Origin of the sequence: Micromonospora sp. NPDC048905, from assembly GCF_040649655.1 — a bacterium.
Classification (GTDB): domain Bacteria; phylum Actinomycetota; class Actinomycetes; order Mycobacteriales; family Micromonosporaceae; genus Micromonospora.
Genome location: NZ_JBEZFV010000004.1, coordinates 68,493 through 81,942, shown reverse-complemented (window position 1 = coordinate 81,942; position 13,450 = coordinate 68,493). Strand labels below are relative to the sequence as shown.

The 13,450-nt window shown below is 71.9% G+C and carries 12 protein-coding genes; 5 read left to right on the top strand and 7 right to left on the bottom strand.

Features of this window, described 5'->3' with window-relative positions; genetic code table 11:
* Nucleotides 1–5: 5 nt before the first annotated feature.
* Nucleotides 6–245, bottom strand: a complete 240-nt coding sequence (locus tag AB0C01_RS11845) for a hypothetical protein (RefSeq protein WP_357249883.1) — start codon at nucleotides 243–245, stop codon at nucleotides 6–8.
* Nucleotides 246–348: 103 nt separating this feature from the next.
* Here AB0C01_RS11845 and nhaA point away from each other — a divergent pair, with 103 nt between their 5' ends.
* On the top strand, nucleotides 349–2,283 hold the full coding sequence (gene nhaA, locus AB0C01_RS11840; protein ID WP_357249880.1) for a Na+/H+ antiporter NhaA: 1,935 nt from the start codon (nucleotides 349–351) through the stop codon (nucleotides 2,281–2,283).
* Between the two features lie 23 nt (nucleotides 2,284–2,306).
* Here the strand turns inward: nhaA and AB0C01_RS11835 are convergent, their stop codons facing one another.
* Nucleotides 2,307–3,707 carry an MFS transporter gene (locus AB0C01_RS11835; RefSeq protein ID WP_357249877.1) on the bottom strand — a complete coding sequence of 467 codons (1,401 nt, stop codon included), beginning with the start codon at nucleotides 3,705–3,707 and terminating at the stop codon, nucleotides 2,307–2,309.
* Between the two features lie 112 nt (nucleotides 3,708–3,819).
* On the opposite strand from AB0C01_RS11835, the gene AB0C01_RS11830 reads away from it, so the two are divergent.
* From AB0C01_RS11830 to AB0C01_RS11815, 4 genes are all read left to right on the top strand, one after another.
* Nucleotides 3,820–4,386: a helix-turn-helix domain-containing protein gene (locus tag AB0C01_RS11830; protein WP_357249874.1), complete on the top strand. Its 567-nt coding sequence runs from the start codon at nucleotides 3,820–3,822 to the stop codon at nucleotides 4,384–4,386.
* Between the two features lie 215 nt (nucleotides 4,387–4,601).
* On the top strand, nucleotides 4,602–6,182 hold the full coding sequence (locus tag AB0C01_RS11825) for an alkaline phosphatase D family protein (RefSeq protein WP_357571005.1): 1,581 nt from the start codon (nucleotides 4,602–4,604) through the stop codon (nucleotides 6,180–6,182).
* A 219-nt stretch (nucleotides 6,183–6,401) separates the two neighbouring features.
* On the top strand, nucleotides 6,402–7,619 hold the full coding sequence (locus AB0C01_RS11820) for an MFS transporter (RefSeq protein ID WP_357571004.1): 1,218 nt from the start codon (nucleotides 6,402–6,404) through the stop codon (nucleotides 7,617–7,619).
* Between the two features lie 103 nt (nucleotides 7,620–7,722).
* Nucleotides 7,723–9,513: a gamma-glutamyltransferase family protein gene (locus AB0C01_RS11815; protein ID WP_357571003.1), complete on the top strand. Its 1,791-nt coding sequence runs from the start codon at nucleotides 7,723–7,725 to the stop codon at nucleotides 9,511–9,513.
* A gap of 8 nt (nucleotides 9,514–9,521) precedes the next feature.
* On the opposite strand, the gene AB0C01_RS11810 is transcribed toward AB0C01_RS11815, so the two are convergent.
* The 5 genes from AB0C01_RS11810 to AB0C01_RS11790 form a co-directional block, all read right to left on the bottom strand.
* Nucleotides 9,522–10,148, bottom strand: a complete 627-nt coding sequence (locus AB0C01_RS11810) for a response regulator transcription factor (RefSeq protein WP_357571002.1) — start codon at nucleotides 10,146–10,148, stop codon at nucleotides 9,522–9,524.
* Nucleotides 10,145–11,383 (bottom strand): histidine kinase, encoded by a 1,239-nt coding sequence (locus AB0C01_RS11805; protein WP_357571001.1) that lies wholly within the window; start codon nucleotides 11,381–11,383, stop codon nucleotides 10,145–10,147. Before AB0C01_RS11805 ends, AB0C01_RS11810 begins: the two co-directional genes overlap by 4 nt.
* A gap of 5 nt (nucleotides 11,384–11,388) precedes the next feature.
* Complete coding sequence (locus AB0C01_RS11800; RefSeq protein WP_357249857.1) at nucleotides 11,389–11,841, bottom strand: ABA4-like family protein; 453 nt, start codon at nucleotides 11,839–11,841, stop codon at nucleotides 11,389–11,391.
* Nucleotides 11,838–12,764: a hypothetical protein gene (locus tag AB0C01_RS11795; protein WP_357571000.1), complete on the bottom strand. Its 927-nt coding sequence runs from the start codon at nucleotides 12,762–12,764 to the stop codon at nucleotides 11,838–11,840. The genes AB0C01_RS11800 and AB0C01_RS11795 overlap by 4 nt, the downstream gene beginning before the upstream one ends.
* Before the next feature lie 174 nt (nucleotides 12,765–12,938).
* Nucleotides 12,939–13,334 carry a hypothetical protein gene (locus tag AB0C01_RS11790; RefSeq protein WP_357249851.1) on the bottom strand — a complete coding sequence of 132 codons (396 nt, stop codon included), beginning with the start codon at nucleotides 13,332–13,334 and terminating at the stop codon, nucleotides 12,939–12,941.
* Nucleotides 13,335–13,450: the final 116 nt, after the last annotated feature.

The window sequence follows — 13,450 nt, the reverse complement described above, 5'->3', positions numbered from 1 at the left end:
CACGTTCAGCCGAGACCGTGCTCCTCCGGACGCGTGTTGAGGACCCCCTCGGAGCCGGGGGAGACGATCTCGATCACGAGGAGCACGTCGGCGACCGGCAGCCACACGCCGTCTGCCTGAGCCTTGCTCCAGACGACCAGGTCTGGAATCCGTCCACCGACGCCGCCGTCACGACCCGGTATGCGTAGCCCGACTGCTTGGGCGATGTGTTCCGCCGGGACACCGCCCTGGGCGAGCCACACCATGAGCCGGGTCGCGATGATCGCGTGGTTGGTCCCTCCCCACCGACGCCGTACGCGGTGGACGATTCACCGCCGCGTCGAGATCAGTTCGACAAGGATTGTCTCCGTGACGAGCGACGACACGCACCGGGGATGGAGCAGCCGAACCGCCTGGGAGGGGCGGTTCAACGCTCCGCTGCGCGCGTTCCTGCGTACCGAGACCGGGGGTGCCCGGCTGGTGCTGGTCGCCGCGGTGGTGGCTCTCGCGTGGACCAATCTGCACGTCCGGTCGTACGAGTCGCTCTGGAACACGTCGTTGTCGGTCCAGCTCGGCGACTGGTCCCTGTCACACGACCTGCGTACCTGGGTCAACAGCGGCCTCATGACCTTCTTCTTCCTGGTGGCCGGGTTGGAGTTGCGCCGCGAGTTCGACATCGGCGAGTTGCGGGAGCGGCGTCGACTGGCGTTGCCGATGCTGGCCGGCTTCGGCGGCATGCTCCTGCCGATCGGGATCTATCTCGCGATCAACTCCGGGCACACCACCGCCGCGGGTTGGGGGGCGGTGATGGCCACGGACACGGCGCTCGCGCTCGGCGCGCTGGCCGTCTTCGGGCCGCGCTTCTCCGACCGGCTGCGGGGTTTCCTGCTGACCGTCGCGGTCGTCGACGACGTGCTGGCCATCGTGGTGCTCGCGATCGCCTACCCGAAGCATCCTTCGCCGATGGCGCTGCTCGTCGCGGTGGGCATCTTCGCCGTCGTCCTGCTGGTACGGGGGAGCGGCGTGCGGTTCGGGCCGATCTACGCGCTGCTGGGGGTGGCGGCCTGGGTCGCCGTCTCGAAATCCGGTGTCGACCCGGTCGCGGTGGGTCTGGTGATGGGGTTGCTGACCTACGCCTATGCCCCCGGTCGCGGCGACCTGCAGCGGGCAACCGACCAGTTCCGCCTCTTCCGGGAACAGCCCACCCCGCAGCTCGCCCGGATGGCCCGAGCCGGGCTCACCTCGGCGGTGTCGCCGAACGAGCGGCTGCAGACTCTCTTCCATCCGTGGGCGAGCTATGTGGTCGTGCCGCTCTTCGCACTGGCGAACGCCGGAATCGTGGTCGACGGCGAGCTGCTGGCCCGGGCCGTGACCTCCCCGGTCACGCTCGGCGTCGTGGTCGCGTACGTCGTCGGCAAGCCGGCCGGGATCCTGACCACGTCGTGGCTGGTGGCCCGGCTGAGCGGCAACCGGTTCCGCCCGCCGGTGGGCTGGCTCGCCGTCGCGGGGGTCGGCACGGTCTCCGGCATCGGGTTCACCGTCGCCCTCCTGATCGCCACCCACGCGCTCAACGGTCCCGCCCTGGACGAGGCGAAACTCGGCATCCTCGTCGCGACGCTCGGCGCGTCCCTCGTCACCTGGCTGGTGTTCCGCTCGGCCGGGCGACTGTCGCCGGCACGGCGCACCCGGGCTCTGCTGGGCGTCACCGAGGGGATCGTCGACCTGATGCTGCCGGTCGACGAGCAGCGCGACCACATGCGGGGGCCGGTCGAGGCGCCGGTGACGGTCGTGGAGTACGGCGACTTCGAGTGCCCCTACTGCGGGCAGGCCGAGCCGGTGGTCCGGGAACTGCTGGCCGACTTCGCCAACATCCGGTACGTGTGGCGGCACCTGCCGCTCACCGACGTCCACTCACACGCCCAACTCGCGGCCGAGGCCGCCGAGGCGGCGGGGGCGCAGGGCGCGTTCTGGGAGATGCACGACCTGCTCCTCACGCACCAGCACGCACTCGACCCTGCCGACGTGCTCGGCTACGCCGTACAGCTCGGCCTGGACCCGGACCAGTTCCGGGAGCACATGGTGAAGCGGATGGGCGTCGACCGGGTCGCCGAGGACGTCGACTCCGCCGACCTCAGCGGCGTCACCGGCACCCCGACGTTCTTCATCAACGGCCGGCGGCACCACGGCGCGTACGACATGGCCGCGCTCTCCGCGGCGGTGAAGGGGGCGTTCGCCAGCGCGAAGCTCTGCCCCGAGTACCACCCTCGGCCTCCCGGGCGGCGCGAGGGCGGGCTGTCGGGCTGACCGCCCCGACAGCCCGCGCGCGCTCAGCCAGCGGGGAGAACCGCGAGCTGCCGGGCACGACGTCCCGCGATGGCCACGACGACCGCCAAGGCCAGTGCGATCAGGAAGAAGACGTCCGCGCCGGTGAAGGCCGCGTGGAAGCCGGCGGTCGGGTCGGTCGTCGCACTGGCCCGGGTGTACGCGATGGTCAGGACCGCGATGCCGAGCGAGCCGCCGAGCTGGTGGGCGACGTTTACCAGCCCGGATGCGGCGCCGGCGTCCTGCGGCTCGACCCCGACGACACCGCCCTGGGTCATCAGGATGATCGCGATGCCCTGACCGATTCCGATCACCAGAAGCGGCAGCAGCACGTCCGGGAAGTAGCTGGACTCGGTCGAGATCCGGGACAGCCACGCCATGCCGATCAGTGCGATGGCGAGAGACGCCACCAGCAGGATGGGACGGCCGAGCCGGTTCTGCAGGGGCCGGATGACGTAGACCATGGCGAAGAACATGCCGGTGATGGGCACGTACGCGAAGCCGGTCTGCAGGGCGCTGAGGTGCAGCACCTCTTGGAGGTACTGGCTGAGGAAGTAGAAGGTGGAGAAGGTCGCGCCGACGATGAGGATCCGCCCGGCGTACGCCCCGGAACGCTCCATGCTGCGGAAGAGCCGCAGCGGGGTGATGGGTTGCGGCGCCCGGTGCTCGATCAGCACGAAGGCGATCAGGAGGACGGCGCCGAGGCCCAGCGAGACCACGGTGGTGGGCGCACTCCAACCGGCCGCTGCGGCCTGGATGAAGCCGTACACGAGGGCGGTCATGCCGGCGGTGGAGGTCAGCGCGCCGCCGAGGTCGAAGGTGCCGGGGCGGCGTTCGGTCTCGACCAGGAACCGCGGGGCGAGGAGCGCGATGGCGATGCCGATCGGGACATTGACGAGCATTCCCCAGCGCCAGGACAGCAGGTCGGTGAAGACTCCACCGATCACGATCCCGACGCTGCCGCCGGCGCCGATGACCGCGCTGTAGAGGGCGATCACCTTGGCGCGGGCCCCCGGCTCGGGGTGGTCGGCGACCAGCAGGGCGAGCGTGGAGGGCACCGCGAGCGCGGCGGCGAGCCCCTGCGCAACACGGGCGGTGATCAGCCAGCTTCCGTTCAGCGCGAGACCGGCGGCGAGGGATGCCGCGGTGAACAGGACGATCCCCACGACGAAGACGCGGCGGCGGCCGAGGAGGTCGCCGGCCCGGGCGCCGAGCAGGAGCAGGCCGCCGAATGCCAGCACGTAGGCGTTCTGCACCCAGGAGAGTCCGGACTGGGTGAAACCGAACTGCCGCTGCACGTGTGGCAGCGCGGTCGTGATGATCGAGGTGTCAAGCGTCATCATCAGCTGCGAGCCGAGGATGAGCGACAGGGCGATCCCGCGGCGGGAGGCGGGAGTCGGGGACATGGTCTGCCTTCTTTCGGGCTAGACTGATAGGCGACCTCCGGATAAGTGGAGGCGACTTATCACTATAGTGATAGGCGGCCTCCGTTTGCTGGCACTGGGAGACATCGGCACCGTGACGGCCCTCACCCACCTGCGCGTGGCCCGCCCACACCGGGCGGACGCGGCGCGCAACTACGACGCGATCCTCGCGGCGGCCCGTGTCGCCTTCGCTGAGCAGGGCGCCGACGCTCCCCTCGAGGAGATCGCCCGGCGCGCTGGCGTGGGCATCGCGACGCTCTACCGGAACTTCCCGACCCGCGAGGTGCTGATCGAGAACGTCTACGTCACCGAGGTCGAGGCGGTGTGCGAGGCGGCCGAAGACGTCGGCTCCCTGGCCCCCCGTGCCGCCCTGTACGCGTGGCTGCGGCGCTTCGTGGAATACATCGGAGCGAAGCAGCCTCTGGCCGCCGGCCTCAACCGGGAGTCCGCCGCGTACCAGGAGTGTCGGCGGGCGCTCTACGCGGCGGGCGGACCGCTGCTGGAGCGCGCGCAGCTGGCGCACGAGGTGCGTGCCGACGTGACGATCGACGACGTGATGCGGCTCTCCAGCGCCATCGCCTCCGGGCACTTCCCGCGCTCCGAGCAGCGCGACCACGTCCTCGTTGTCGCATTGGACGGGTTGAGCACGACGACCGGGTGACCTCGACGTCACGGTGACGGCGCAGACGTACAACTCCCAGGAGCACGCGGGGGAAGCGGCGCCGCGCGGGCCGCTTCCCCGTGACCCGGCGGTGTCACCGTCGTCAGTGGAATGCCCCGGCCCTGTTCACTGGGTGTTCCGGCGGGCGTCATGTCGGACAGTTGGGATCAAGGGAGCACACGCAACACCGTCTGCCCTCCGGAAGGTACCCCTCCATGTCGCAGTCACCCCGGACGCTGCCGCGTCGTCACTTCCTCGCCCTGGGAGGTGTCGCCGCCGGCGCGACGATCCTGGCGGCCGAGCCCGCCTCGGCGAACCCCGGCGCCTCGGGCGACCACCGCACGCTGCCCGGCTATGCGTTCACGCTCGGTGTCGCCTCTGGCGACCCGTCACCCGACGGCGTCGTGCTCTGGACCCGACTGGCACCGGACCCGCTCGCCCTGGACGGCCTCGGGGGCATGCCCGACCGCGCCGTGAACGTGCGGTGGGAGGTGGCCGAGGACGAGAGGTTCCGCCGGGTGGTGCGGCACGGCGTGGAGCGGGCCACCGGCGACTGGGCGCACTCGGTGCACGCCGAGGTGCACGGCCTGCGGCCGGATCGCGTGTACTGGTACCGGTTCCGTGTCGCGGGCCAGGTCAGCCCGGTCGGTCGCACACGCACGGCCCCGCGGCCGGGTGCCGCTCTTCAATCGATGAGCTTCGCGTTCGCGAGCTGCCAGGCGTACACCGACGGCTTCTTCACCGCCTACGAGCACATGGCCCGGGAGGACCTGGACCTGGTGGTCCACCTCGGCGACTACATCTACGAGGGTGCCGGCGCCGGCACGATCGGCCGCCCGCACATCCCGGCGGCGGAGACGTTCGCGCTGACCGACTACCGGATCCGCTACTCGCAGTACAAACTCGACCCGGCACTCCAGGCGGCGCACCGGGCGGCGCCCTGGGTGGTCGCCCCGGACGATCACGACGTGGAGAACAACTGGGCCGGTGACCACTCGCAGCCGGACACCGAGCCGGACCAGGACCCCGCCGTGTTCCGGCTGCGCCGGGCCGCCGCCTACCAGGCGTACTACGAGAACCTGCCGCTGCGCCGCTCGTCCATGCCCAGGGGTCCGGAGATGCAGGTCTACCGACGCCTGACGTTCGGCGACCTGCTCCAGCTCGACGTGCTCGACACCCGGCGCTTCCGCGACCAGCAACTCACCGACCAGTCGTTGCGCTGGGACCCGAACCGGCAGATCCTCGGCGCCAAGCAGGAAGCCTGGCTGCTGGCGGGCCTCGGCGCGTCGCGCGCACGCTGGAACGTCCTCGGTAACCAGGTCTTCGCGATGGAGGCCGACCACACCGGCGGCCCGACCGAGACGTTCGGCATGGACACCTGGGACGGGTACGCGGCGGCGCGGCAGCGGCTCTTCGACGGTCTGGCGAAGCGGAACGTCGAGAACTTCCTCGTCGTCACCGGCGACGCGCACCGCAGCGTGGCCGCCGACCTCAAGCTGAACTTCGCCGACCCGGCCTCCCGCACGATCGGCACCGAGTTCCTCGGCACGTCGATCAGCTCGGGCGGCAACGGCACGGACATGGACGCGCTCGGGGTGACCTGGCTGGCCGAGAACCCGCACATGAAGTTCCACAACTCCCAGCGCGGATATCAGGTGGTCCACCTCGGCCGTCGCGAGATGCGCACCGACTACCGCGTCGTGCCGTACGTCGACGTGCCGGGCGCCCCGATCGCGACGCGGGCCAGTGTCTACGTGCAGAGCGGCCGGCCCGGGGTGGCGCACGTGTCGGCCTAGGACGGGGTGCGCCTGGTGGTTGGCCACCGAGCCGGGTCCGCGGCGTCGGTGTCCAACCGCCGGGCGCGGGACGGGCCGTGCACCCCCGGAGGGGTGCCACCTGATGAGGGCTTTTCGGGCTGTTGTCACACCCGCGCGGTGGGCCAGGACCCATGCTGCACGGGGGACAGGAGCCGCGATGGCCCGCAGCAGGGGCGTCCGAGCCCGAAGGGACCGATCATGTCCAACGCCAGCCGTGCCGATGGCGCAACGACACGGTCGGGTTCCACGTCCGGCGCCGTGCGGGTCACGTTCGCCTTCTGGATCACGCTGGTGGGCACCACCGTGCCGACTCCGCTCTACCCGCTCTACGAGATGGAGTTCGGCTTCGCCTCGCTCACCGTGACAGTGGTCTACGCCCTGTACGCGTTGGGCGTGGTCGTCGGCTTGCTGGTCTTCGGTCGGCTCTCCGACCAGATCGGCCGACGCCCGGTCATCCTCGTCGCGTTGCTGCTCTCGGTCGCCGCGGACGCCGTGTTCCTGGCCGCCGTGGACCTGGCGATGATCATTGTGGGTCGGATCCTGGCCGGTCTCTCCGCCGCGCTGATCATCGGCGCGGCGACCGCGGCGCTGGCCGAGTTGATCAGCCCTCGGCACCCGAAGCGCGCCGCGACCGTTTCGATCTTCGCGAACCTGGGCGGCCTCGCCACCGGCACCCTGCTGTCCGGGATCGTGGCGGACGTGGCGCCCGACCCGCTCCGGCTGCCCTGGGTGATCGTGCTGCTCCTGGCGGTCGCCGCGATCGTCGCGTTGCGCGGCGTACCGGAGACGGTGCGGGAGCGCTCGCCGGTGACGCTGCGGGTGCAACGGTTGCACGTGCCGGCGAACATCCGGGGCGCCTTCGTCCGCTCGGCGATCACCGCTGGCGCCGGGTTCGCCGCGCTCGGGGTGCTCACGTCGGTGAGCGGGCTGTTCCTCGGCATGGTCCTGCACGAGACCTCGCACACCCTGGCCGCGCTCGTGGTCTTCGTGGCGTTCGCCGGTGCGGCGTTCGGGCAGCTGCTGACCCGCGTCCTGTCCTCGCGCGCCGCGCTGGCCGGCGCCTGCGTCGGTCTGATCGTGGGGGCGGGCCTGCTCGCGTTCAGCATGTGGATGGCGCTGCTGGGGACGCTCGTCGTCAGCGCGGCGATCATCGGGGTCGCGTCCGGGGTGGCGGTCGGCGACGGGATCGCGACGATCACGATGAAGACCGAACCGCAGCACCGGGCCGAGGCGGTGTCGACCTTCTTCGCGATCCTGTTCGCCATGCTCGGCGTGCCCGCCGTCGGGGTGGGCCTGCTGATCCAGGGCACCGGTCTGCGTCCCGCCGCCGAGATCTTCAGCGCGGTGGTGGCGGTGCTCGCCCTGGTAGTCCTGCTCAGCCTCTTCCGCGGCGACCGGACCCGGCCCGCGCACTGAGCACCGCCGGGCCTGAGCCCGCGCACTGAGCACCGGGCGGGGCGGTGCGCGGGTAGACCCGGAGGTCTTGCGTTCGCACCGTGGATCCGAGTGAGGTGTGATCATGACGTTCACCACCCGGCCCACGCTGCGGGGCACCTTCGGCATGGTCTCCTCGACGCACTGGCTCGCCAGCCAGTCGGCGATGGGCATCCTGGAACGCGGCGGCAACGCCTTCGACGCGGCGGTCGCCGCCGGATTCGTCCTGCACGTGGTCGAACCGCACCTCAACGGACCGGGCGGCGAGGTGCCGGCCATCGTGGCCACCGCGCAGGACCCCAGGCCGAAGGTGCTGTGCGGGCAGGGTCCCGCGCCGGCCGGCGCCACGATCGCGCACTTCCGGTCCCTCGGGATGGACCTCGTCCCGGGGGCCGGGCCGCTCGCGGCGGCCGTACCCGGCGCCGTGGACGCCTGGCTCCTGCTGCTGCGCGAGCACGGCACACGTACCCTCGCCGAGGTGCTGGAGCCGGCCATCGGCTACGCCGCCGCCGGACACCCGCTGGTGGGTCGGGTCGGTGCCACCGTGGCGGCCGTCCGGTCACTGTTCGAGGAGCACTGGCCCACCTCCGCCGCCCTCTGGCTGCGCGGCGGCCGGCCGCCGGCGGCGGGGGAGCTGGTCACCAACCCGGCGTACGCGGACACCCTGCGCCGGCTGGTCGAGGCGGGACAGGCGGCCGGCGGGGACCGGGAGGCGCAGATCGAGGCCGCGCGCCGGGCCTGGAGCACGGGTTTCGTGGCCGCGGCGATCGACGCGTTCAGCCGGCGGCCGTTCCAGGACTCCAGTGGACGGCCGCACGCCGGGCTGGTCACCGGCGACGACCTGGCCGCGTACTCGGCGACCTGGGAGGCGCCCGTCACCCTGGACTGGCACGGCTACTCGGTGGCGAAGACCGGTTTCTGGGGCCAGGGTCCGGTGTTGCTGGAGACGCTGGCCACCCTGGACGCGCTCGACGATCCCGGCGCGTACGACCCGGCGACCGCGGCGGGGGTGCACGCCCAGGTCGAGGCGCTCAAGCTCGCCTTCGCCGACCGGGAGGCCTGGTACGGCGACGGCGTCGACGTGCCCGGCGCGGCGCTGCTCTCCCGGGAGTACGCGCGCGAGCGGGCGGCGCTGATCGGTGCTCGCGCGTCGGCGGAGTTGCGGCCGGGGCGACCGGACGGTTCGCGGCCACGCCTGCCGGCCCACGTCCGACCCGACACCGTACGGCGAGCACCCGCGACGGATCCCACGACCGGGGAGCCGACCGTGCAGGCGGACGGGGTGACCCGTGGCGACACCTGCCACGTGGACGTCGTCGACCGCTGGGGCAACATGATCTCCGCGACCCCCAGTGGTGGCTGGTTGCAGAGTTCGCCGACCATTCCGGAACTCGGCTTCCCGCTGGGCAGCCGGTTGCAGATGTGCTGGCTGGAGGAGGGGCTCGCGTCCTCGTTGGCGCCGGGCCGTCGACCGCGTACGACGTTGAGCCCGACGATGGTGCACCGCGACGGCGAGCCGGTGCTGGCCTGCGGGACCCCCGGCGGTGACCAGCAGGACCAGTGGCAGGTGCCGTTCCTGCTGCGGCATCTCGTCGCCGGCCAGCCGCTTCAGGAGGCGATCGACGCGCCGGCGTGGCACACGCTGAGCCTGCCGGAGTCGTTCTATCCCCGCGAGATGGCGCCCGGCGTCCTGGTGGTGGAGGACCGGTGCGACGAGCGCGTGCGGGCGGCGCTGCGGGCGTACGGGCACGAGGTGCGGGTCACCGACGGGTGGAGCCTGGGTCGGCTCTGCGCGGTGACCCGCGATCCGGCGACGGGTGTGCTGTCCGCCGGCGCGAACCCCCGGGGGATGCAGGGCTACGCCTGCGGCCGTTAGGGCATGGGTCAGACGCCGCGCGCGAACAGGGCGAGGCGTACCCGGTTGGGGCTGTCCGTCTTGGTCATCAGGCTGGTGATGTGGGTCTTGACCGTGGTGACACCGATGTGCAGCCGGTCGGCGATCTCGGTGTTGGACAGGCCCTCGGCGACCAGGTCCAGCACGTCGTGTTCGCGGGCGGTCAGACCCTGCGCCTGCCGTGGTGTCTCGGGCCGGGCGTGCACCGCGCGCTGGACGAGACGCCGCAGCACCTCCGGGCTGAACGGGCTGTCACCGACGGCGGCCCGCCGGATGCCGTCGAGCAGTTCGGTCGGGGGCGCGTCCTTGAGCAGGAACCCGCAGGCTCCGGCGGTCAGGGCCGGGTAGAGGTGGTCGTCGTCGCCGAACGTGGTCAGCACCAGGATGCGGGTGCTGGGGCGGTCGGCGAGGATCCGGCTGGTCGCGGTGATCCCGTCGACACCGGGCATCCGCAGGTCCATGACGACGACGTCGGGCAGCAGCCGCCCGGCCAGCGGGATCGCCTCCCGGCCGTTGTCGGCCTCGCCGACGACCTCGATGTCGGGTTGGGCGTCGCAGAGCATCCGCAGCCCGGCGCGGATGAGGTGCTGGTCGTCGACCAGCAGCACCCGGATCACGCCGGCTCCGGCGCGGGCGCACCGGCGGGGGACGTGCGGTCCCGGGGCACCGTGGGGGCGGGCGGCTGGACGCCGGAGGACGGGAGCACGGTACGCACCCGCCACCCCGTCGGGGTCGGGCCGGCCTCCAGCCGACCGCCGAGGACCTCGACGCGCTCGCGCATCCCGGTGATGCCGTGCCCGCCACCTGTCGGAGCGCCCACCGGCGTCCCACCGTGTCCGTTGTCGGTCACCTCCCAGTGCACGGCACCGTCGCGAACGGCGACCACGAGGTGCGCGAGCGCGGACGTCCCCGCGTGTTTGGCCACGTTTGTCAGCGCCTCCTGGGTCAGTCGCAGGACCGCCATGCCGCGGACCGCGTCGAGCGAACCGATCGCCGGGTCCAGGTCGGCGTCCACGGTGATGCCGGCCTGCCGGGCCCGGTCGATGGACGTGCCGATCGCCGCCGGCAGCGCGGAGGGTTCGATCGCGGTCAGCGCCGCGTCACCGCGTACTCCGTCGGGGTTGCGCAGCACCGCGACCAGCCGGCGCAGCTCCGCCAGGGCCGCGGTGCCGGTGCCGTGCACGTCGTCGAACACCTCGCCGACCCGGGGGTCCAGGTCGGTGAGCACGTGCCGGGCCACGCCGACCCGCAGGACCATCGACGCCACGTGGTGGGCGACGACGTCGTGCAGCTCGCGGGCGATGGCGGTGCGTTCGTCGGCGCGGGCCGCGCGGGTCTCCGACGCGTGCTGGCGCTGCTCGGCCACGGCGCGCTCGACGGCCTGTCGACTCAACTGGCGGTTGGCGCGGATGACGAGGCCGAGCAGCACCGGCACGCCAACCTCCAGGGCCAGTCCGACGACGCCGGAGGCGACCCGGTTGACCGGGGCGCCGATCGAGTCGGTCAGGTCGACCGCGACGAGCAACGCGGCGGACAGCCAGATGACCCGGGGGCGGTGCGCCCGCATGGTGACCTCGAGCAGCGCCCAACTGGCACCAACCTGGTTGATGGTGAAGTCCTCGACCAGGCTGAGCGCGACCGCCAGCAGGACGGTCTGGATCACCAGGTTGACCACCGGTCGACGGTGTGTCGCCAGGGCCACCGCGAACGCGAGCGCCGCGAGGATCCACTGTGTTGTGCTGGCGGCGCGGCCGTAGGGGACGAGGAGCAGGAAACCCAGCCCGCTGAGGTCGAGCAGCACCATCCGCACGAGCGTGTCGCGCATGTCGAACAGTCGCGCCGGCCATCCCACGGTGGTCAGCCTAGGTGCTGTGGGTCGGTGGCGGCAGCCGCCGGCCGCCGCCACCGGGGCCGGACCGCGAGGTACGCGGCCAGGCCCAGCGGTCCGAGCAGGATGGTCAGCAGCAGCACCGGAGCCATCACCAGCGCCGGCACCCCCCGTTCCCTGCTGTCCAACCACGCCCAGCGGCCGACGAACAGGTCGAACGCGATCATGTGCGCCCAGCCCGCCGCCGCCCCGGTGGAGGTGCCGAGCAGGTCACGCACCCCGTCCAGGGTCGGCGACCCCACGGCCGTCAGCACGTCGCCCATCGCCGGGATCACCAGCAGGGCGTAGATCACCACGACCGGCAGCACGATCAGCGGCGAGGCGATGATCCGGGCGGTCCACGACCAGCGCGGCAGCAGGATCATCAGCGCCCAGAACGGCGCGGCCACCGTGAACGTCAGGGAGAACAGCGTCTCGGTCATGCGACCAACGCCAGTTCCGGGCGGCGTCGGCCGGCCAGCACCAGCCCGCTGGCGGCCGCCGTCGCGAGCACCAGGACCGCGACCGCGGCCAGCGTGCTGGCGTCCGGGCGCAGCAGCGGCTGTCCGCGCAGCGCCTGCCAGGTCAACAACACGGTGAGTACGCCGTAGGCGCTGCCCGCGACGACCAGCAGGCGGACGTGGGTGCGTTGGTCCAGCCGCGTGGCGAACCGGGTCAGCAGCATCGCCAGGATCGGCAGCGCCTGGAGGGCGTGCAGCCCCACGAAGTGCCCGATCCGCAGGTCACCGCCGGTGGTGCTCCAACCGACGATCGGCAACCCCGGCCCGCCGTCGGGCACGCCGACGCTGTGCGCCCCGCCGATCCCTTCGATGCCCGGGTCCTGCATCGGCAGGATCATCGGTACCGCCGCGAGCATGCCCAGCAGGGACAGGCCGAGCCCCCACCGGACGGCGGTCGCGGCGGCCCGGTCGGGGATCCGCTGGATCAGGACGACGACCCCGATGACGAGGTGCGCGAAGAACAGAAACATGATCGCCAGGCCCGTCGACGCGGTCAGCACCGTGTTCAGGGGGGTGGTGACGTTGTAGTGGCTGGCCTCCCCGCGGAGCATCTGAACGACGATCCACGCGTTCTCGACGACCGCCACCGCGACGATGACGACGGCCGCCCTCTCGGTGGCCCGGCTGCGTCGGGGCAGCAGGGAGAGCATCCAGGCGAGCGTCGCGCCGTACAGCACGAAGGACACCCCGAACTTGAACGGCTTGAGCCAGATCGGAGCCCCGATGAGGACGCGCGAGTCGGCGAGAACGCCGACCGCGGCGATGACGGTGAGCACCGCCATCACGGAGACCAGGACCATCAGTGGGCGGTTCCAGTGCGTCGCCCGACGCAGCACGGTAGTCATGTCTGTAGATGCTCGCGGCCGGTGCGGTCGAAAGCGTCCGACCGCGAGCCCCGGTTGCGGCCGGCGGTCGGAGCGGGCCTCCTCCCTGGGTAGGAGGCGAAAACGGGCCTCGAACCTCCCCGCGCCGCGCCCAGATCCGCGAAACGGCAGTGATGTCGTCGCCATCCGAGTCCGTCAGGGCCGCAGCTTGCCGTCGTCGTCGAGAACAACTCTTGCCAGCCGCTCGGGGAACATGCGGCGCACACTCGCGGAGTATTCGCTGCCGTCGCCGGGCTGCGTTACGCGATCGCCGTCCACTCGCACCGGCACGGAGACGCTCCAACCGCCCTCGGACCCCGGGGCCGCATCGCAGTGCGCCCACGCAAACGAGGAAGAGCCGTCGCGCCCGAGTAGTCGGACCTTGCAGGTGCCTGGTCCGCCCAGCAGCTCGCCGGGCAGGAGCGTCGCGAGCCGCTTCTCCTCAGCCTGAACGTCAGCCGAGTTTCGATCCGGCAGCGGGTACGCCGCCTCGGAGCAGCCGGCGAGTAGCGCGATCGCCAGCCCGAGCCGGACGGCGTGTCGGCGAATCACCCGTGCAGCATCCCATCCGGTGGCCCGTGCACGCCATCACCGTCCGCTTTGCGATATGCCATCCGGGCACGTACGTCTGCTCGTTTCACGTAACGGTATGAAATTACCGCTTTAGG